Source organism: Frankia sp. Mgl5 (genome assembly GCF_023242985.1).
In the GTDB taxonomy this organism is placed as follows: Bacteria; Actinomycetota; Actinomycetes; order Frankiales; family Frankiaceae; genus Parafrankia; species Parafrankia soli.
The window spans coordinates 1-18,353 of record NZ_JALKFY010000845.1; the positions used below are offsets into that span (position 1 = coordinate 1).

Here is an 18,353-nt window from a genome sequence, read left to right on the forward strand (position 1 = left end):
CTCCATCACTCGAAACGCTTCCAACAAGAACGATCAGCCGTGGAGAGAGCGCGCGATGGGCAAATTCTACTTGAATTTCTTTCATCATTGCGATTCTGTAAACGAATGCATGGGGATACCCAGCACCGAAGCCCGGTGTCCGAATGCAGAACAGCCATCCCGAAAATCTCTCAGCGCAGTACGCCAATCTTCGATACAGTCAACGTTACCGGCCTGATCAAAATACAATATTGAACCGTGAATCATAAAGATAATGTCAGCATGGTTTTCTCCCTCCACAGCGAGCGAGTGAATGGCGCCAGCCTGCTCGGTTAGATAGTCTCCTGGGCCACAGCGGATCGATGCCTCCGGATAGGACCAGTAGCCGGAGAGTGTTATCGCATTCACCATTCCGCTGTGGAGATGCCGTCGCACGCTCATGCCCGGAGCGAAGCGGCTTCTAACAACCCAGAGCCCGGATAGCTGGTCTACCTGGAGGAGACAGAAATCTCCTCCAGAAATTGGATCTTTTACAAAGAATTGGGTATCATGTTTGCAGACCTCAACAGCGCTCATCCGTGCGTCAAGATCTCCAAGGGAATGTGGCGTCAAGACTGTCATCCTCTGCTGGTGTCATAGTGTGGATTCGGTAGGCGAAAGTTAGCTCTTCTCCAGTCCTTTCAAGAAACTAGTCACGAGTCAACATGCAGAGTGGTTGCTGATTCCCAAAGTCACCTCGCTTAGATCCGGCTAAAATCTTTTCTACAAGTAACTCCACGGGAAATAAAAGATAGTAGCAAGCAAGCGCTGCTCGCCCAGTGGCCAGGGTTCTTGCGCCGCGGCCGTCGGGGACATCCCCGGCCCGTGAGACGAGCAGGTTCTGAGGGTCCCACGACAGTTCTGGAGCGAGTTTCAGACCGCGACGCTCGGCGAGTGCGCGTGACGTGGTGAGATGTTGCAAGCTACCGGCGTATCCTCCATATACAGCTGCGGGAAGCCAAGTAAGATCTAGTAGCACATCGGCGAGTACTCGCGGAAGCAGACGCGGTACACCCCAACGACTCAAATCTCCAAAAAAAGTATGACTAACATAAGGAGTATGGCATGCGATGCATTGGAACCTTAGCAACTTGTTTTTTGGCTCCCATCGTGCTGGCGAACGAGCCGCGCATCTGTCGCAAACCGCCCACCAATCGTTTCGCTTAATTAATCCTATTGACGACAACTCTTCAACGGTTTCAGCAACTGATTCGGCGGCAATTCCGAGTAGTCGGCCGTAACTTAAGGAGAACAATCGTCCCGGAATGATCCTCGCCAGTAAGTCGCTAGTGACCGCGGCATTAAACTCGGCCAGGGACGCTGTAACGTCCAGAAATCCAAACCAGGAAGCAGCGAGCGCATCGATCTCCCTTTTGGCATCGGCTGGCCTTTTGGTGATAGCCCCCCTGCGGCGCAGAGAACGTTCTGTGGCAACGACTGAATGTCGAAGTTGCCTAATCCAACCCTCAACGGTTGGTCGGTCGGGTGGCTCGACTGCAGCGGCGATACGATGCATCTGATCGCCTCGCACCGCTCCTCGGAGTGTGGTTACGTCGTCTAGGCCCACAGGCAGCGTACCGTTTTTGAAGCGTCGATCCTTGGCCTCGTCATAGTCCACAAAAGCGTAGATGATCGGGATTTCCTGGTCTAGACCGGATAGTAAGATCGCCGGGCCAGTCACATTCAATCCGCCCATAAGATTTGGTTGGTGCGAGACTTGGAAGAACTGGTTGTTTCGGAGTAGGGGCTCGCTGTTGCCCAGTGCGAGATTCAGAGACGAATGAAATTCATGAACAGCTTCCATCATCCTGGATAAGCGCTGAGAGCTATCGAGGATAGCGAAATTTTGTGGTGTCCAGGCGGTCGATAGAGTCTCAAGGGTGCCATGTATGGCACTTTTTGGCGAGGCTCTCGGGCCTAGAATGTAACCGTCGGTGCGGAGTACATCCCTAAGGTTGGCCCGCCCATTTGATGCGACTGGCTGAGACATTAGGATTCGCCCTCAACTTACAGGCGCAGAATTGATCGACGCAAGACATAGGCGACGCCGATATTTCCAATTATCAATAGGAGTGTTCCGGCTCCCAGTACTCCGCCGAGTGAAACCTCCAACCACCGTTCGGGCTGAAACATGGCAAGTATTCCTATCAGCGCTCCTGTGCCGAGTAGAAGTACTGACAAGAACAAAATCCAGAAGAACACCCTAAATGTGCGAAAATGGCGTTCGCCTTCAAGGGAAGAACTCCGTGACCTGGCCTGATCGATGAAGGTAGGCAAGAGAGCCAGTAACGCTAGTGAAACTGCTACCAGACCGGCTGACAGTGAAGTGAGGCCTGAGATTCGTTCAGGATCAGGGGCTCCTCTGGAGGCTTCAAGTGCGATTCCCATGCTCGTCAATTTCAAAGCCTTCTCTCGTTAGGACCTGCCGTAGATTAGCGTCACGTCGGGCCATGGCCCGGATATGCGTATACGCCGACCTGTCATCCATGTTGATTCCGTCTAGTTCGTCGACGAATCGTCGGAACATTGCTGCACCTTTCCTCGCCCCCCCTGGATAGTTAACGATCCCGCTAGTTGCCTCGATCAGCACGTCTGGTCCCAGAGAAGCTATGTTCTCCCAAAGGTTGGCGAGCTGGAGGTCGCCTTCCGCGACAGCGAAGCACCTACGTATTGATCCCATTCTCTCCTGCACTGCTTTCTGTGCATCACTCCATTCCATCTCGCCGTAACATTCAGAGTCGACAGTTCCAGTGTGGACCGCATCGGCCCCGCCTAACCGGCACAGCTTAGCGATTATCGCTTCGGATATGCCAGTTTGCGTCAATGTAGTATGATCCTGTGTCGGAGCTCTCGCCATTAGGGCGACGCCCATATTTGTGCTTATAACCGGTAGGCGGGCCTGTTCAGGCATGAGATCGACGAGGTCGGCTATCGCGCCTATTCCCATCGAAAAACCGTTGAGCATTACAGCATCTACGCCGACGGCTATGGCGGATTCAATGTACCGCGCGGACCTAAAGGGTGTCGCTGCGACATTGCATATATAACTCTTCTTCTCTCCGGTGCGGTCGGTAATTAGCCTCGCGAGATCCGCAAAAATTGGGACTCGGTTAGAAAATGAGAGCTCACCATCCGGATCCGTCATCAGGAGGTCATCGCAAATGAAGTCGGCGCCACCTTCAAGCGCCTCGCTTGCTACTGCCTTGATCGTGCTGAGTGGCACCCCTCGACGTGGCTTTAGGATGAGACCGACCAGCGGGCGACTGTGCACGTTGAACTTACTTCTGATTCCTTCGATCCCGAACCGTGGTCCCTTGAATCTGAGCACAAAATCGGTGGGCAGCGTCAGGCGTTCTATCCAGTACTCCTTCGTGTAAGAGTATTCGGCTCCACTTCCGATGAGCTGGATCAAGCCAGTTAAGGACTCGGTCTTTGAGCATAGGTGGAGCGGGAGGGCGATAGTTACTAGTCCCGACCCCGATGGTCCCTGCTGGATAGGTATGTAAGCCCCGACGTCGTCGATAGAGCCATCGACCAGCTCGCGATCACTACCAGGCTCGTATCGGAGCGGCTTGATCGTCCTTTGGGATGTAATTAACAAAGTCCGAAACGTCGATTCTTCTAAGGAAAATCCTGTCTCGGGCGAGAAGCGGTAGTCGACGATAAAATGGCTATCGCTAACCGATTCGGGTGATGTCTGAAATGCTCTTATTCTGCGGTCGATGCGGTCCGGCATGGGAGGTCAATTCATGCGATCAATAGAACTTTAAGTTGATTAATTTCGACGGACTGGCGAAGGTCGATTTGAGTCGACGTTGGATCCGGCACAAAGACCTCGGTAAGTATTATCTTATAAAAACCCTGCGGTGATTCTTTGTAGAAATCGGACTCGGGGCGGTTCCAGCGTGCTCGGACCTCCGGATCGGGGAAGGATCCCTCGAAATAGGCGGGCATGACGAGCGCTAGTTCGGAGTCCGCGACCTCGAAGAGGCTGCCGAGAAACTGCACGCCATCCACATCATCGGAGGGCAGGGTTGAATTGAAGAGCGCGCCTGCAACCTCTCCACTGATAAGCCCGGCTCGTACGTGTTTAGCGCTCCGCGCCGAATAGAACACGAGGCTGGCATCAGGCAGCAGTACGTAGGCAAGCGGCGCGGCCCAAGGATGGTGGGCCTCGGCTGTCGCCATCGTAAGGTAGCGATTCGATCGAATCACGCTTGCGGCGCGCTCAGCTGGCGATACCACTTCGTTACCTCCTAAAGAGCCCGCTAGTCGTTGGCTGGGGACCTCTAGGGAGGCTCCCCGATTGCCCACCTGAGCTGGAAGTGTAGCGGTTCGCGAGCGGTTTGTAGGCGCTCCGTATCCTTTGGCATTGCGTAGGTCGGTGCGGAGCCTCGAAGGCAAGCCAGGCGACCTGCGGCCCGTCGTTGGACAGCAGCAGGTTCGCTCGACCCACTGCCTGAGGGACGCCGACGAGCACGGCCCGCCAGGGCCGCGCGCAGCTCGGCAGGCACCGCTGGCAGATACTTGATCCCATAACGAGAGTTTCGGCAACATGTGGGCTACCCGTGTTGCTCGTGGCGGTGGCGCCATGCGGTGCAACGCTCCAGGTACCTGGGTAGATGGTCGCGGGCGAACCCGTCAGGGCTCCACGGCTGGGCGGGGAGGAACTCGGCGGGCTTGGCGCAGGCGTAGGCCCATGCGTGGCGGCCGTGGTCCAGGTCGATGCGGCTGAGGGTGTAGATGTCGGCTTCGAACGCGTCGAGGGTGCTCCACTCGGCTTCCGTGAGGTCGTCGAATAGGTGTCCCGTGGCGATGGCGGCCTGGTCGCGGATGAGCCCGGGGTAGATCCGCTCCGGGAGGGCGATGACCTGCCATCCGGTGACGGTGACGGGGACGCGGTGGGGGTTGCGGTCGATGAGGGCTCGTAGGACGTCAGGGAAGAGGAGGCTTCCGTAGACGAAGAGGGGCGCCGGGTCCGCCGATGCGGGGTCCAGTCGGCCAGAGCTGGGTGAGTTGGTGCGGGGTGCTGGGCTGGGTGTAGACGGCACGGAAGACCTTCCCCACGGTTTCGGTGTCGGCGGTGTCGGCAAGGTTGACGAACCAGTCGATGCCGGCGGGGTAGGCCCACAGATAGGTGCGTAGCTGGGGGTCGTTTCCGCGGTCGGTGAGGATGTCGGCGATGGCGTCTGCGGTCCAGAACGGGACGCATGCGCGGGCATGGTCTGCGCAGTCTGCGACCGGGACACCGGCGTTGATGGCGCGGTGCAGGTCGGCGCGGATGAGCTGTAGGTAGTGGTCGAGGCGGACGCGGGCGGTCACGGCGGTGTCGTCGGGGGCGACGAACAGCGGCATGGCCTGCGCGATGCCTTCCAACAGCACCTGGTAGGGCACGTGGACCGACAGCAGGCGTGGCCACGGGACATCGGTGCGGCTGGCGGTGGCGGTGTAGCTGGCGCTCTGGAGGGCGTGTCCGAGGATCTCGTGTAGGGCGAACTGGCGCAGGCGGACCTTGGTGAAGGCCGCGTTGCGCAGGTTGAACCGAAGCCGTACGTCCTGGCCGGTGCCGTCGAGCCAGTAGGCCCAGTAGGCGTCGACGTCGGCGGTCGTGATCTCCAGGGTGTACGGGGCGTCTGTTTCGGCAAGGGCGCGGACGGCGGGCTCTGCCTCGCTGGCGGCGGCGCGGATCATCTCGGGTGCGTCGGCGGCCTCGACGGGTCCTTCGGTGTCGCGTAGCTGGCGGTCGGTGGTGGCATCCCAGGAAACCCCGATGTCGGCCAGTGCCGTGCGGGCGCGTTCACCGACAGCGGTCACGTACTCATCGGGCCATCCGGCCGCGGGGCATCCCTGGGTGGCGGTCAGGTAGTCGTCGAGTGGGGGCCGCTCGCCGAGCAACGCGCCGAGATAGGCCAGGTGGGCGCGGAGCTGCTCGGCGCACACCTGGTCGCCGTCACGCTCGGCTCGCTCGTACAGCTTGGTGAGCGTGCTGTGAACGTCCAGGCGGCTCGGGGTCGCTGTCACCTTGGCCGGGGTCGGCGCGCAGTCGAAGTCGATGACCGGCGACGCTTTCCGGGTCTTCTCGTAGGCGTCCCATGCCCGTAGCGTCTGCTCGATCTCGTCACGTAGACGCATGCGCGGTGTCCCATCGCAGCGTCACGAACTGGTTCGGTCGTAGGTTCCGGCGGGTCAGCTCGATGACGACTCCGGCCTCGTCGCGGGCGAAGGACAGACCTTCGGTCGCCGAGATCTCCGAACCGTCCGGCCGGTCCTCGGTCGCCGAGCATCGGGTCAGTGACGTGACGCCCTAGTGGCGAAGCCGGATCGTGAGCGTGCCGGTGGGGCGGACGATCGACTGACGCCAGTAGTGGTCGTAGACGAACCGTCCGCCGGTGCTGCGGTAGCCGACGGTCGCTGATTCTCCGGGCTGGATGGCTGGGAAGACCTGGCAGGCGAAGCGGGCGCTGAGCTTGGTGTCGTGGACGCGCTGAATGATGATGTTGCGGTCGGGGGAGGGCAGGGCCTCGATCTGCAACGGGCCGTTGGTGGTCTCGAACCACAGCTCCCTGTTGAGCCTGGTGAACGGTGTGGCCGTGCCGTTGTACAGCTCATGGCGGTAGGTCAGCGTTGCCCATCCGTCTTCGGCAACTTCGATGTCGATGGTCAGGCTGCGGTCCTCGACGTCTCCGGCCGGCTCGCGGGGCGCTGGCATGCTCACGCCTGCGGTCGTGGTCGCGTAGGCGCTGGCGCGGTGATGGTCGCCGATGCCGGCAAGGGCAGGGGAGGGCGGCGCGTCGGCTCTGGTCGTCTCGGCTTCCCAGGGGCGGGGCGCGAGTCGGAAGTAGGCGCCGGGGATGCGTAGCGCGTCGGCGATGCGTTCGACCAGGTCGAGTGAGGTGATGTTGCTTTCGCCGCTCATGACCCGGCTGACCCGGCTTTGGGTGAGGCCGCGGACGGGGGAGGACACGCGGTCCTGGCTGGCGCCGTCGTACTTGCGCATGAGGCGGAAGATCGCCTGGAAGTCCAGGGTCTCGCAGGCGGCGCGGAACTCCTCGCGGGCGAGGAGATCGGGCGAGACGGTGTAGGGAGGGGCGGGCTGGGCCATCCGCCATCTCCTCGGGTGCGGGCCGACAGCCAGGGTCAGCGGGTGGTCAGGTCGCTACGCAGAGACTAGCGCCACCATGCCACCTTGGTATGGGTGGTTCGCCGCTGATCTGACGCTTTGGCGCTCGGATGGCGCCTGACAGCCACTCGGTGGGCGGTGAACCGGCCGGATTCCATGCACACCGTGCCTTGCCAACTTGACGTTTCGTGACGCATCGGATGCGGACGAGTCTTGTTCGCAGGCCACCCCGCTCCGCGTCGAGTCGGGATCTCCGCGGGGCGGGGTGGCGTCCAGGCCGTGAGGCGACGTGAGCGGATGAGGGGCGCTACGGGTGCGATGGGACATGACGGAGCAGACATGGACGGATCTTCGCGGCGGGTCCGGGGGTTCGCGATGACGTGGGCCAGCGGCTCCTGCGAGACGGACGGGGAACCGGGCGTGGGTCTGCTGCCGTGGGGCGCGGACGCCTGGGCGTTGGTGGTGCCGGCTGGCTCGTCGGCGCAGGCGCTGTACGCGGCGATGGCGGACATGCCGTCTGGCCTGCGCTTCGTCGAGTCCTTCGGGGACGTGGACACGGTCCTGGTCTACGAAGCGACGGGGATACGGCTGTCCCGGCGGCAGCTGCCGGGCTCGTTCCTGCGCTCCATGCTCGAACTCGACCCGGCGTCGGTCGGGGAGGACAACGGCCGGCGCTGGATGACTGAGGGGGAACGCGGGGCGTACGACGCGGGGAAGGCGGACATGGCCGACGCGCTACGCCGGCGGGTGATCCGGCGGCGGCAACGGCACCCTCTCCCGTGGAACCCTCCGCCATTGGAGGACTGACGTCGCGGAAGTGGCTATGGGCCGGACCTCATCGGGGGTCCGGCCCATCGTCGTCTCAGGACGGTGTCCGGCTGTCCGCCCTGGTGACGGCCTGCTCGACGGCGGCGAGCCTGGATGTGATCTCGGTGAGCCGCTCCTCGACCCGGGCCAGAGCGGCGAGGATCTCCCGGCCCGTGGGCTCTCCGGGCGTGCCGGCGACCGGCGGCTCTGACACGAGCACCTGGATCAGGTGATCGTCGGGCCACTCCAGCGCCTGGGCGATCGCCACGAGGGTCTTGTTCTGCACCCGACGGCCGGCGCCGTGCTGAAGCTCGCGCAGCGTCGACACGGACACTCCCGAGATGCGGGCAAGCTCCTGCTGACCGATGCGACGGCGCGCCATCCGCTCGTTGAGCGCCGACGCGACGGCGGCCCAGTCCTCGCCGTTGACGGGCCCTCGGGCCCGGTACACCGGGGTTCTCCGGTCAGCCATGCGCGCATATTAGCGGCCCGCAAAACGACGCCAGAACCCATCCCAGCATGCCATATCACCTTGGCATGAACCTATGAGCGCCTGCATGGCGCCCATGTCACGGCTACATACAACGCTGGGTTAGCGGTTGATACGCGCTTGCTGAGCGGTGGATCGTGTATCTCGTCAGCCGGAACGCACGGTTGGTTCCGGGTAAAGGCGAGTGGAGGTGGCACGGTGGCGGTTCCGCAACGCATTCCGGTGCGGTTCGAGGACGTGTTCCCGCACGGTGCGTTCGTGCTGGGCGTGGAGGCGGCGAGCGACTTCGACAAGGTGAAGGAGAAGGCGGCGGACGTCCAGGCTCGGGACAAGGACACCGGCGAGCGCGTGTGGTCGGTGCGGGTCCTGGACGCGGACCCGATGGCCCGGAAGGCCGAACTGAAGGTGAAGATCCTCGGGGAGGTGGCACCGGTCCTGCCAGAGAACCTGCCGGGTCTGCCGTTCCGGCCGGTGATGTTCGAGCGCCTGGTGGTGGTCCCGTACGTGGACACCAACGGGCGTCAGCCTCGGCTGGCGTTCTCGCTGCGGGCGGGCGTGATGCGGCCGGTCGGCCCGGCTCGGCGGACCAACCCGGGGGTGGCGGCGTGAGTGGGCGCGAGATGGACGGGCTGCGCTCGTCGACGCACCTGGGGCTGCATGTGGGCGCGGACTGGTCGGCCCGGTGCCACACCTACCCGGACAAGCCGCCGATCCTGTCGGTCCACACGGGCCGGACGCTGCTGTCCGTCTCGGCGGCCGGTAGCGCGGTGACCTCGGATCAGGTCGACTTCGGGTACGCCCTGCTCGCCGCGGTGAACGACTACCTCATTGAATGCGAGCGGTTCCGGTTCGCCGCTCAGGATGCGGCCGAACTGCCGGGGCATCTCGCCGCGTAGCCGCTCCTCGTAGCTGCTCCGCGGTTCTTCTTCACGTCAGGCGGCCCGGAACCCTTCGTTCGTACGGACGGGTTCCGGGCCCGCCGGACCTTCCTTCGCTTCCCTTTCTTTCGGCTCCTGGTTTCGTGCGCTCTGAAACAGGTGGTATCTGTCATGTCCAGAATCAACGGCGACCGGGGAATGCCCCGCATTCCGTCCCGGCCCGACAAGATGCGGGTCCCGATGTGGATGCTGCTGTTCGCGGTGGTGGGCAAGGGACTGGTGCTCGGGGTCCGCTGGTGCTGGCGGCATCGGGTGGCGGTGCCGGTCGCGCTCGGCCTGGCGCTGTTCGCGCGCCGGTTCGGGGCGCTGGGCCTGGTGGCGCTGTTCGTCGTCCTGGTCCTGGTCGCGGTCGTCTGGCGGCGCCTGCACGCCCGGTCGTTCGGTTGGCTGGTCCGGTGGGTGTGGGGCCGGGTACGGCTCGGGTTCGTGTACCGGCGGCGCTGGCGCCCGGCGATGGTGCACTCGGGTCTGGCGATCCGCATGCCGGCGTCGAACGGCGATCAGGTGACCTTCGACGAGTACTTCCCGCGTATCCGTTCGATCCGCTCGACCCGGGCCGTGGACGTGCTGCGGGTGGAACTGCTCCCGGGGCAGACACCGGAACAGTGGGCGGACGCGGCCGAAGGACTGCGGCACGTCTTCCGGGCTCGGCGCTGCCAGGTGCAGGCGGAGGAACACCGGTTCGTCCGGCTGCACTTCCACCACCGCGACACCCTGACCAGCCCCGTCGAACCGGCCGGGCTCGACCCGTCCGGCCCGGTCATCGACCACGACCCGGACGGCGACGCCACGGCGACCGGCGGGTCTGACCGACTCGTCGGGGACCTCTCGGCCGTTCGAGTCGGCCGGCGGGAGGACGGCAAGCCCTGGACCCTGCCCGTGCGGGGAACACATCTGCTCATCGCGGGGGCCACCGGGGCCGGTAAAGGCTCGGTGCTGTGGTCGGTCATCCGCGGTCTCGGCCCGGCCGTGCGCGCCGGCCTCGTCGAGCTGTGGGTCTGCGACCCCAAGGGCGGCATGGAACTCGCGTTCGGCGAGCCGCTGTTCACCCGGTTCGCCACCACCACAGAGGCGATCGCGGATCTCCTCGACGACGCGGTCTCGGTGATGCAGGACCGGACGGCTCGGCTGCGCGGGGTGACCCGGCTCCACACCCCGACTCCCGGCGAGCCCCTGATTGTCCTGGTGGTCGACGAGATCGCCTCGTTGACGGCCTACGTCACCGACCGGGACGTCAAGAAGCGGATCGGGGCGGCGCTGCCGCTGCTGCTCTCCCAGGGCCGGGCGCCCGGGGTCGTGGTCCTGGCGGCGGTGCAGGACCCCCGGAAGGAGGTTCTGCCGTTCCGGGACCTGTTCCCGGTCCGGGTCGCGCTGCGCATGACCGAAACCGAACAGGCAGATCTCGTGCTCGGCTCCGGGGCCCGCGACCGGGGCGCACGCGCGGATGAGATCCCGGTGTCCCTGCCCGGGGTGGGCTACGTGCTCCACGAAGGACAACCGGAGCCCGTCCGGGTCCGGGCCTCGTTCATCGACGACACCGAGATCAGCCGCACGGTGTGGTCCTACCGGCCCACTCCCGCGGCCGGCGCCGGCTGGACACCGGACCTCGACCCCTACCGCGACAACGACCCGGCGGACCACGACAACTCCGCCGACGGCTCCTGGTGGGGTGAGGTGGCGTGAACGGCCCGGCCGGCGAGATGCCTGACGATCTGCTCGACTCGGCCGCGCCGGTGCCCGTCCTGCCTGTCTGCGCGACCTGCGGGCACCTGCGTATCACCCACCGGCGCGGCCGATGCCGTGCGGACGTCGGCTCCGGAACCGCCTGCGGCTGCGCCTTCTTCATCACCGCCCCGGCTCGTCCGTCGGCCGGTGTGCGCCTGGACCTCGACGACCGGGAGGACCTCACCTCTTGATGACTGGCCTCACCTCGGCTGACCCTGACGTTTCCGCCGGCCGTGACGATCGTGACGATCGTCCGGGTTCCCGGGCGGCGCGGATGCGGATGCCGCTCGCTCGTCAGGTCGTGGAAACGGTCGCCGTGGAGAATGGCGTCTGCGTGCGGCCGATGGCGATGCGCCGGACGAACCTCGACACCGGCGAAACCGAGATCATCCCCGTGCCCTGCGGGGCCACGCTGGCGAGCAAGTGCCCGACCTGCGCGGAGAAGGCGCGGCGGCTACGGATGGCGCAGTGCAAAGCCGGCTGGCACCTTGACGACGAACCGCTACCCGACCCGGACCCGCCCACGGACGAGGCGAAGACCCTCACGGGCTTCCGGGCCGACCTCGAAACCGTCCGGCTCGACGCTGAACGCGCCGGGGACGCGGCCGGCGTCGCCGAGATCGACGAACTCATCGGCCAGGTGGACGAGGAACTCAACGCGCTCGGCGTGCGGGGGAAGGCGGCACCGGAGGATCGGGATCGGCCGCGCCGTGTCCGCTCGACCCGCCGGCGGCAGGATGCCCCCGACCTGCCCCGGCTCCCGGTGGACAAGCGGACAGTCGGGCGGACCTTCGAAGCGACGGACGGCACCACCTGGCGGCCGTCGATGTTCCTGACCTTGACCTGCGACTCGTACGGGCGGGTCACGAGTGAGGGAACCCCGGTCGATCCGGCCTCGTACGACTACCGGCGGGCGGCGCGGGACGCGATCCACTTCCCGAAGCTGATCGACCGGTTCTGGCAGAACCTCCGACGCGCGGTCGGCTGGGATGTGCAGTACTTTGCCACCCTCGAACCGCAACGGCGACTCGCCCCGCACCTGCACGCGGCGATCCGTGGCACGGTGCCCCGGGTTCTGCTGCGCCAGGTGGCGGCGGCCACGTATCAGCAGGTCTGGTGGCCCTCGTGCGACCGGCCGGTCTATGACGACACGTGCCTCCCGGTCTGGGACGACACCGCGGCCGGCTACCTCGACCCGGCCACGTCCCGACCGCTCCCGACCTGGGATGAGGCGGTGGACGCGATCGGCAACGATGCCGAACCGGCACACGTCGTCCGCTTCGGGCCACAGCTCCGCGCGGACGGCGTCACGGCGAACTCGGCGAACACCGGCCGGATGATCGGCTACCTGACCAAGTACCTGGTGAAGAGCCTCGACGCCTGCCACGCGGTCACCACCGACGCTCAGCGGCGGCACGTCGATCGGCTCGCGGACGCGCTGCGCCACGAACCGTGCTCGCCTACCTGCGCGAACTGGCTGCGCTACGGCGTCCAGCCACGTAACCCGAAGCCGGGCCTCGTCCCGGGCCGGTGCCGGGGCAAGGCACACCGGCGGGAGACCCTCGGGTTCGGCGGCCGGCGGGTGCTCGTCTCCCGGCGCTGGTCCGGCAAGACCCTGACCGACCACAAGCATGATCGGGTCGCGTTCATCCGGGAGCAACTCGAAGCCCTCGGCCAGGTGGCGACCGGCCCGGCGGCCACCGGCACCGACCCGGCGCGGACAGTGTGGACACTGCTCCGGCCCGGCGACCCGGCCGCACCCCGGCGCGAACACCTGTTGTTGCAGGCGGTCGCGCAACGCCATGCCTGGCGCGCACAGCTCGACGCGGCCCGCGCCGCAACGGCCGGAGGACTTCCGGGAACCGGCCCACCGGCGGTGGCTGACGCTGCCTGAGTTGTCGTCTCGATCGCCTGGAAGGCAAGGATGACCAAGCTTCTCGTGACTCCGGCCGAAGCCGCTGAGATTCTCGCGCTCAGCCGGAGCACCGTGTACGAACTGCTCGCCGCGGGCGTCATCGAATCCGTGCACGTCGGCCGGTCCCGGCGCATTCCGCGCGCCGCGCTCGACGCCTACGTGAACCGGCTGCGGGGCCTCGACGTCGGCCACGGTGCGGCGGCATGAGGCGTGCTACCGCTCGGCGGCCGGCGGAAGCTCGGGCCGATGTTCGGCAATCCAGGCTTCGACGTCGTCGGTCTGCCAGATGTGGCCTGCGGCGAGCGTGGCATGCGGCTTCGGGAAGGTCGGGTCCTCCTTCAGGAGCTGGTTCACCCGGGTCCGGCCCACCCCTAGCCGCTGCGCGATCTCCGCCGCACCCATGAGCGGTTGTTCCATGACCGCAGACTACTGGACGACCGTCCAGGTGCCATGTACCGTTGGCGCCACTGGACGGTCGTCCAGTCGCGATAGGCGGTCCCGGCGGGTGCGCCAACACCCGACCGGGACCTGAGATCCCACCCTGCTCACGACAGGAGCGAGACCCTATGCCCATTTTCCCGTCTGGCAGCTTCGGTGCCTGGCGCACCCCCGGCGACGGCGGATCTGCCCTCGTCTCCGTGCGCCCCACCGACACCGGCTACGAACTGCTCGTCCGTCCCGGTGCGGACGTCGGCGACCTGATGCAGGTGCTCGCGGGGCTGCCCGCGGACGCCTTCTTCACCGAGCACTTCGGGGACGTTGATGCGGTTCTCGCGTTCCGCCGGGTGCCTGGCCTTTCGGCAACGGTCCTGGACGGTTGGAACCCCTTGACCGGTCCGGCGGCGGCGAGCGTTCCCCGCTCGTAGCGGCTGTTCTGCCTGCTCTACCCCCATTTTTCTTCCGTTCTCTGGTGGCGCTTGAAGCTGTCGGGGTGTCGGACGTGTCCAGGGTCGGCCGAAGGCCGATCGCGTAGCGACGCGCAGCGCCCTGGACGCGGCCGGCGCCCCGGCAGACCATCCCAGCGCCAGAGAACGGAAACCCAACCGCACCGGGCGACGCCACCCGCGGCCCGCGTGCACCTGACCCGTTCTTCGGCAAGGAGCTGTATTCGCCATGCCCACCGACAATGACAACCCCCCGACGATGAGCCTGCAACAGGCACTACGGGAGCATCTCGACCGTGCTCGCGCGGGCCAGGGCCGCGCCTACCCACAACCCGACGGTGAGACCAAGTTCGCCTGCGACATGGGCGACAGCCTGTACGGCTGCGCGTGGTGCGACAACATCGCGTGGCCCGACGGCAACCCGCTGGACGTCGCCTGATGGCCGCGGGGGACGGTGCCGGGAACGACCGGCGCAAGCGGCGGCGCTCCCAGGGCGAAGGCGCCCTGTTCCAGCGTGCGAGCGACGGCCTGTGGGTCGGCCGGGCCGATCTCGGCTGGGTGGACGGAAAGCGTTCCCGTAAGACGGTCTACGGCAAGACCGAGAAGGAATGCCGCGAGAAGCTCACCAAGGTCCAGCGTGCGGCCGAACTCGGCGTCAACGTCACGGCTGAACGCCGGACGGTCGCGGTCTGGCTGGGAGAGTGGCTCGACATCAAGGAGGGCGACGGCACACGCGCGTCGACGCTCCGGGCGTACCGCTGGCTGATCAACACGCACATCGTGCCGGTGATCGGCCGTGTTCAGCTCGACAAGCTGACTCCGCTGGACGTCCGGCGGCTCGTTGCCTCGGCGAAGAAGTCGGGGTTGTCGGCGGGCAGCGTCCGCCACGTGCACAGCCTGATCCGCAACGCCCTGGCGGAGGCTGAGCGGCTGGACCTGGTGGCGCGCAACGTGGCGAAGGCGGTCAAGGCGCCACCCACCCCGCATCGTGAGGTCCGGGCACTGCGCCCGGAAGAGGCGCGCCGGCTCGTCGAGGTGCTGCGCGGTGAGCGGCTCGAAGCGGTGTTCGCGTGCGGCCTGATGCTCGGGTTGCGCCGCGGGGAGATCCTCGGCCTGCGCTGGGCTGATGTCGACCTGGACGGCGCGACGCTCCACGTCCGCCAGACCCTGCAACGGGTCGACGGTTCGCTGATGTTCGTCCCGGCGAAGACGGAACGGTCCCACCGGCGGCTGCCCATCCCTCCGAAGCTGGTGGCGATCCTGCGGCGGCACCGGGCCACCCAGGCCGCGGAACGAACCGGACTCGGTGACGCCTGGACGGAAACCGGGCTGGTGTTCACCTCGTCCATCGGCACGCCGTTGGAACCGCGCAACGTCAACCGGCGGTTCGACGTGCTGCGTCGTCAGGCGGGGCTGCCGTGGCTGCGGCTGCATGATCTACGCCACGCCTTCGCCTCGATGCTCTTCGCAGAGGGCGTCCCGGCCCGGACGGTGATGGAGCTGCTCGGGCACTCCACGATCCAGCTCACCATGAACACCTACACCCACGTGATGCCGGAGACCCAGCGCGACGCGGTCGGCCGGCTCGACCGGATCTTCAGCGACGATGCCGACGATGCCGCCGACGTCGACGAAGCGGACGGGGAGGGCCTCGCGGGCTGACCGTGTACCCGAATGAACGGGCGACGCCCCGGGATGGCTGTGTACCTTGCGGCGCCCGGGGCGTTTGCCGTCAGGGCACGGAATGTCTGGGGTACAAAAGTGGGTACAGAACCCTTTTGAGAATGACTACCGAGAGCCATAAGGCCTGGTAGATACGGGTGCGCCGCCAGGGACTTGAACCCCGAACCCGCGGATTAAGAGTCCGCTGCTCTGCCAATTGAGCTAGCGGCGCGTGCCTCCGCGTTCCCGCGGCGACGTGGACAACCTTACCAGCTCCACGGAGGTACTGACGCGGGGGGTCGCGGTCCGGTTCATGTCGATCTGTCCGGTGCTGCCTGGCTCAGGTCGTTGGAGGCCAGGGAGACCGGCAGGACCTGGAGCGGGCAGGGCATCCGAGATGCCCGTGACGTCCATCGTCGTCCGGGATCCGAGATGCCGGGGTCGGGCCTGCGCCGGCGGTCGCGGTGGCGTGCCGGCGCAGGCCCGACCCCCGTAGGAGGGCGCCCTGCCTGCTACATGCCGTTCGCCGGCTGGCGGTAGGTCTTGCCGTCGATGGTGGTCGTCAGTGTGCCCGTCGCGCCGAAGATGTTGGTGAGTACGTCGATGGTGAGATGGAAGCCGTCGGGGCTGGTCTTCTTGGTGGCCTTCGTGGCGCCGGTCTGGGTGAGGTCGGAGAACCAGTCGACCTTGCTCGTGGTGAGGGCCGGGATGGTCACGGTCACCTTCTCCGTGCCGTTGAGGGTGGTGGCGCCGTCGTCGGAGTAGTCGGTGTAGGTGACCGAGACCGTGCCGATCGCGATCTTGTCGGGCGTTTCGGTGATTTCGATCTTCGCGGTGCCGTGGTTAGCGCCGCGCAGCGTGTAGGTGCCGGCCGGGGGGTGCGGGCGGGTCGGGATCGGGCTGCCCGGTTCGTAGGCGACGCCCCAGGGGACCTCGTCGGAGATGGGCGCGACCTTGGGCGCGGGACTCGGCTTCCGGCTGGTGAGGTGCGCGATCATCAGGCGGGCGGTGCGGCCGCCGGGCTCCGTGGACGTCTCGCAGGGCAGCGGGTTGGTTCCGCCGCAGGCCGGTGAGACGGCGAGCGCCTGCCAGTAGGCGATGGCGGTGCCGTCGGGTGACCACTTGGGGTCGGCCATGCCGTTCCAGTTCGGGTCGTTGACGCTGCCGGGGCTGCCGTCGCCCTCGGCGTTGATCTGCTGGCCCGCGTAGTCGCCTCGGTCGCCGTAGCGGTCGATGAGGATCGGCTGGAAGAAGCGCCGCGGGCCGTTGTTGCGGGTCGACGAGGTGGCGCTGGTGGTGATCAGGTCGGTGATCGGCGGGATGCCGCGCATGCCGGCGAGGAACATCTGCCGGTCGGAGCCGCGGGTGTCCATGGCGACGGTCCAGCCGCCGTCGGGGGAGAGGTCGACCGGGTCGACGTACTCCGGATGGCCGGTCAGCCGGCGGACCTTCCCGGTGGTCAGATCGGCGGCGAAGACGTCGATGTTCGACGACTCCTCCGGGTAGCCGATGTAGGTGACCTCCTTGCCGTCCTTGCTGAAGCCGCGCAGTTCGCCGACGGAGAGCGCGTCACGGTTGTAGACGAGTTCGTCGGGGTGGTCCGGGTCGACGGTGACCGGCTGGGTGTCAGCCGGGTCGAACAGTCGCGTGACGTTGGTGAGGTCGTAGCGGGGCGTCGGCGGCGTGCCGGTGGTCGGGGTCGCGTTGAACGCGAGGCGGCCGAGGTAGGCGAACTGGCCGAACCTGCCGTTGGCGATGGTGAAGCTGTTGAAGCCGAGGTGGACGTCGTCCGGGTGAATGCGCAGCTCCCGGATACTGCCGCCCTTTCCTGAACCGTCGGCGGTGTTGTTCCAGTGAATCGGGTAGATGTGGGTCTGCTCTGGCGTGCACGCCTCGTCGGCGATCGGGTGTGAGTCGCAGTCGATGATGTTCGTGCCGGCCAGGATCCGCTTTCCGTCCGTGAACGGCTGAGGGTAGTCGAGGGTGGGGGAGCGGCCGGCCGCGTTCTTCTCCGGCACTCCGCAGGTGACGCATTTCCAGGCGTCCCCGTTGGGGAACTTCCCGCCGTCGGTCCGTACCAGGATCAGCTGGTCGCCGCTGTAGACGCTCGCCGGGTCGGGGGCGGCGGGCGCGCCCACGAAGGTGACCCGCGCGACGACGCTCCGGCCGTCCGGGAGGAACCCTCCCGACTGCAGTCCGACCGACTGGCCGACGCATCCGGTCCGGTGCGGGTTGATCGCCTCGGTGCACGAACCCGCGTCGGTGCTGCCGGCGACCGGTGGCAGTGGGAGTTCCTCGACGGAGATCGGCTCCGGCTTCGGTGCCGGCGGTGTGGCTCCGGCCGCTGCCGTGGGCGTCGCTCCCGGGCCCGGCGGTGTCGTCGACCCTGAATCCGAGCACGACGCCACCACGAGCGTGAGAGCAACGACCAGGAACGAGGATAACGGCCGGACGCCGCGGCGTTTGATTGACGAACTCGATCGCCGCGGTGTTCTCGATGTGTGCGGGTGCCGCATTCTCTTTGGTCCCCTCGGCATCGATGAATCCTTTCGAATGGTTGCTTGGGGGGCGCCGAGGTGTGCGTTTGTGTGGAGCCGCCGGAAGGCGGGAGCCCGAATGTCGACGCACCGTTCGGCGTCCCGACCTCCTGAATCGGCAAACTGGGCGGCATCTTTCGAGACGCCGTGTCACGAGCCTGTCGATCGGGCGGTTTGGCGTCAATCGTCTACCTGCAGGGCGGGGGGCGCCGACGGGTCGACGGTGGGCCCCCCCGCGGCGGCCCCCCCCCACCGGG

At 66.1% G+C, this 18,353-nt stretch carries 19 protein-coding genes and 1 tRNA gene; 10 read left to right on the forward strand and 10 right to left on the reverse strand.

The features are described 5' to 3' along the window. Positions 1 to 84 precede the first annotated feature (84 nt). The 6 genes from MXD62_RS36300 to MXD62_RS36325 all read right to left on the reverse strand — a co-directional run bounded on the left by MXD62_RS36300 (position 85) and on the right by MXD62_RS36325 (position 7,120). Entirely contained in the window at positions 85 to 555 is a 471-nt protein-coding gene (locus tag MXD62_RS36300; protein WP_248833852.1) for a 2,4'-dihydroxyacetophenone dioxygenase family protein, read from the reverse strand. 1,834 nt (positions 556 to 2,389) lie between these two features. Beyond that, positions 2,390 to 3,754: a RuBisCO large subunit C-terminal-like domain-containing protein gene (locus tag MXD62_RS36305; RefSeq protein WP_248833853.1), complete on the reverse strand. Its 1,365-nt coding sequence runs from the start codon at positions 3,752 to 3,754 to the stop codon at positions 2,390 to 2,392. An 11-nt stretch (positions 3,755 to 3,765) separates the two neighbouring features. Beyond that, positions 3,766 to 4,263, reverse strand: a complete 498-nt coding sequence (locus tag MXD62_RS36310; protein ID WP_248833854.1) for a hypothetical protein — start codon at positions 4,261 to 4,263, stop codon at positions 3,766 to 3,768. Between the two features lie 317 nt (positions 4,264 to 4,580). Continuing rightward, positions 4,581 to 5,069 (reverse strand): gamma-glutamylcyclotransferase family protein, encoded by a 489-nt coding sequence (locus tag MXD62_RS36315; protein WP_248833855.1) that lies wholly within the window; start codon positions 5,067 to 5,069, stop codon positions 4,581 to 4,583. Continuing rightward, entirely contained in the window at positions 4,954 to 6,150 is a 1,197-nt protein-coding gene (locus MXD62_RS36320; RefSeq protein WP_248833856.1) for a hypothetical protein, read from the reverse strand. Before MXD62_RS36320 ends, MXD62_RS36315 begins: the two co-directional genes overlap by 116 nt. Positions 6,151 to 6,322: 172 nt before the next feature. Further along, positions 6,323 to 7,120: a helix-turn-helix domain-containing protein gene (locus MXD62_RS36325; RefSeq protein ID WP_248833857.1), complete on the reverse strand. Its 798-nt coding sequence runs from the start codon at positions 7,118 to 7,120 to the stop codon at positions 6,323 to 6,325. Between the two features lie 357 nt (positions 7,121 to 7,477). On the opposite strand from MXD62_RS36325, the gene MXD62_RS36330 reads away from it, so the two are divergent. Beyond that, the gene (locus tag MXD62_RS36330; protein ID WP_248833858.1) at positions 7,478 to 7,945 is read left to right on the forward strand and encodes a hypothetical protein; all 468 of its coding nucleotides are present in this window, start codon (positions 7,478 to 7,480) and stop codon (positions 7,943 to 7,945) included. Positions 7,946 to 8,000: 55 nt separating this feature from the next. Here the strand turns inward: MXD62_RS36330 and MXD62_RS36335 are convergent, their stop codons facing one another. Continuing rightward, positions 8,001 to 8,417 carry a helix-turn-helix transcriptional regulator gene (locus MXD62_RS36335; RefSeq protein ID WP_195905950.1) on the reverse strand — a complete coding sequence of 139 codons (417 nt, stop codon included), beginning with the start codon at positions 8,415 to 8,417 and terminating at the stop codon, positions 8,001 to 8,003. A gap of 216 nt (positions 8,418 to 8,633) precedes the next feature. Between MXD62_RS36335 and MXD62_RS36340 the strand changes: the two genes are divergently transcribed. The 6 genes from MXD62_RS36340 to MXD62_RS36365 all read left to right on the forward strand — a co-directional run bounded on the left by MXD62_RS36340 (position 8,634) and on the right by MXD62_RS36365 (position 13,220). Next, a complete protein-coding gene (locus MXD62_RS36340) occupies positions 8,634 to 9,044 on the forward strand; it encodes a plasmid replication, integration and excision activator (RefSeq protein WP_248833859.1) in 411 nt (136 codons plus the stop codon). Then, positions 9,041 to 9,331 (forward strand): hypothetical protein, encoded by a 291-nt coding sequence (locus MXD62_RS36345; protein WP_248833860.1) that lies wholly within the window; start codon positions 9,041 to 9,043, stop codon positions 9,329 to 9,331. Before MXD62_RS36340 ends, MXD62_RS36345 begins: the two co-directional genes overlap by 4 nt. A gap of 153 nt (positions 9,332 to 9,484) precedes the next feature. Next, positions 9,485 to 11,056, forward strand: a complete 1,572-nt coding sequence (locus MXD62_RS36350; protein ID WP_248833861.1) for an FtsK/SpoIIIE domain-containing protein — start codon at positions 9,485 to 9,487, stop codon at positions 11,054 to 11,056. Beyond that, complete coding sequence (locus tag MXD62_RS36355) at positions 11,053 to 11,289, forward strand: hypothetical protein (RefSeq protein WP_248833862.1); 237 nt, start codon at positions 11,053 to 11,055, stop codon at positions 11,287 to 11,289. Before MXD62_RS36350 ends, MXD62_RS36355 begins: the two co-directional genes overlap by 4 nt. Then, the gene (locus tag MXD62_RS36360) at positions 11,289 to 12,992 is read left to right on the forward strand and encodes a replication initiator (RefSeq protein ID WP_368862507.1); all 1,704 of its coding nucleotides are present in this window, start codon (positions 11,289 to 11,291) and stop codon (positions 12,990 to 12,992) included. Before MXD62_RS36355 ends, MXD62_RS36360 begins: the two co-directional genes overlap by 1 nt. Positions 12,993 to 13,022: 30 nt before the next feature. Beyond that, the gene (locus tag MXD62_RS36365) at positions 13,023 to 13,220 is read left to right on the forward strand and encodes a helix-turn-helix domain-containing protein (RefSeq protein WP_131626826.1); all 198 of its coding nucleotides are present in this window, start codon (positions 13,023 to 13,025) and stop codon (positions 13,218 to 13,220) included. A 6-nt stretch (positions 13,221 to 13,226) separates the two neighbouring features. Here MXD62_RS36365 and MXD62_RS36370 read toward each other — a convergent pair whose 3' ends face one another. Then, positions 13,227 to 13,415 (reverse strand): AlpA family transcriptional regulator, encoded by a 189-nt coding sequence (locus MXD62_RS36370; protein ID WP_066071405.1) that lies wholly within the window; start codon positions 13,413 to 13,415, stop codon positions 13,227 to 13,229. A 164-nt stretch (positions 13,416 to 13,579) separates the two neighbouring features. Between MXD62_RS36370 and MXD62_RS36375 the strand changes: the two genes are divergently transcribed. The 3 genes from MXD62_RS36375 (at position 13,580) to MXD62_RS36385 (ending at position 15,559) form a co-directional block, all read left to right on the forward strand. Next, positions 13,580 to 13,879, forward strand: a complete 300-nt coding sequence (locus tag MXD62_RS36375; protein WP_248833864.1) for a hypothetical protein — start codon at positions 13,580 to 13,582, stop codon at positions 13,877 to 13,879. A gap of 247 nt (positions 13,880 to 14,126) precedes the next feature. Further along, on the forward strand, positions 14,127 to 14,336 hold the full coding sequence (locus tag MXD62_RS36380) for a hypothetical protein (protein ID WP_248833865.1): 210 nt from the start codon (positions 14,127 to 14,129) through the stop codon (positions 14,334 to 14,336). Continuing rightward, on the forward strand, positions 14,336 to 15,559 hold the full coding sequence (locus tag MXD62_RS36385; protein ID WP_248833866.1) for a site-specific integrase: 1,224 nt from the start codon (positions 14,336 to 14,338) through the stop codon (positions 15,557 to 15,559). The genes MXD62_RS36380 and MXD62_RS36385 overlap by 1 nt, the downstream gene beginning before the upstream one ends. A 159-nt stretch (positions 15,560 to 15,718) precedes the next feature. On the opposite strand, the gene MXD62_RS36390 is transcribed toward MXD62_RS36385, so the two are convergent. Continuing rightward, positions 15,719 to 15,791, reverse strand: a tRNA-Lys gene (locus MXD62_RS36390). Between the two features lie 280 nt (positions 15,792 to 16,071). Beyond that, positions 16,072 to 17,970: a hypothetical protein gene (locus tag MXD62_RS36395; RefSeq protein WP_248833867.1), complete on the reverse strand. Its 1,899-nt coding sequence runs from the start codon at positions 17,968 to 17,970 to the stop codon at positions 16,072 to 16,074. Between the last annotated feature and the right edge of the window lie 383 nt (positions 17,971 to 18,353).

Bases quoted from the DNA above. Each gene is read 5' to 3' on its own strand.
- MXD62_RS36300 (WP_248833852.1), bottom strand. From the start codon at position 555: ATGAGCGCTGTTGAGGTCTGCAAACATGATACCCAATTCTTTGTAAAA.
- MXD62_RS36305 (WP_248833853.1), bottom strand. From the start codon at position 3,754: ATGCCGGACCGCATCGACCGCAGAATAAGAGCATTTCAGACATCACCC.
- MXD62_RS36320 (WP_248833856.1), bottom strand. From the start codon at position 6,150: ATGCGTCTACGTGACGAGATCGAGCAGACGCTACGGGCATGGGACGCC.
- MXD62_RS36325 (WP_248833857.1), bottom strand. From the start codon at position 7,120: ATGGCCCAGCCCGCCCCTCCCTACACCGTCTCGCCCGATCTCCTCGCC.
- MXD62_RS36330 (WP_248833858.1), top strand. From the start codon at position 7,478: ATGGACGGATCTTCGCGGCGGGTCCGGGGGTTCGCGATGACGTGGGCC.
- MXD62_RS36335 (WP_195905950.1), bottom strand. From the start codon at position 8,417: ATGGCTGACCGGAGAACCCCGGTGTACCGGGCCCGAGGGCCCGTCAAC.
- MXD62_RS36350 (WP_248833861.1), top strand. From the start codon at position 9,485: ATGTCCAGAATCAACGGCGACCGGGGAATGCCCCGCATTCCGTCCCGG.
- MXD62_RS36360 (WP_368862507.1), top strand. From the start codon at position 11,289: ATGACTGGCCTCACCTCGGCTGACCCTGACGTTTCCGCCGGCCGTGAC.
- MXD62_RS36365 (WP_131626826.1), top strand. From the start codon at position 13,023: ATGACCAAGCTTCTCGTGACTCCGGCCGAAGCCGCTGAGATTCTCGCG.
- MXD62_RS36370 (WP_066071405.1), bottom strand. From the start codon at position 13,415: ATGGGTGCGGCGGAGATCGCGCAGCGGCTAGGGGTGGGCCGGACCCGG.
- MXD62_RS36375 (WP_248833864.1), top strand. From the start codon at position 13,580: ATGCCCATTTTCCCGTCTGGCAGCTTCGGTGCCTGGCGCACCCCCGGC.
- MXD62_RS36380 (WP_248833865.1), top strand. From the start codon at position 14,127: ATGCCCACCGACAATGACAACCCCCCGACGATGAGCCTGCAACAGGCA.
- MXD62_RS36385 (WP_248833866.1), top strand. From the start codon at position 14,336: ATGGCCGCGGGGGACGGTGCCGGGAACGACCGGCGCAAGCGGCGGCGC.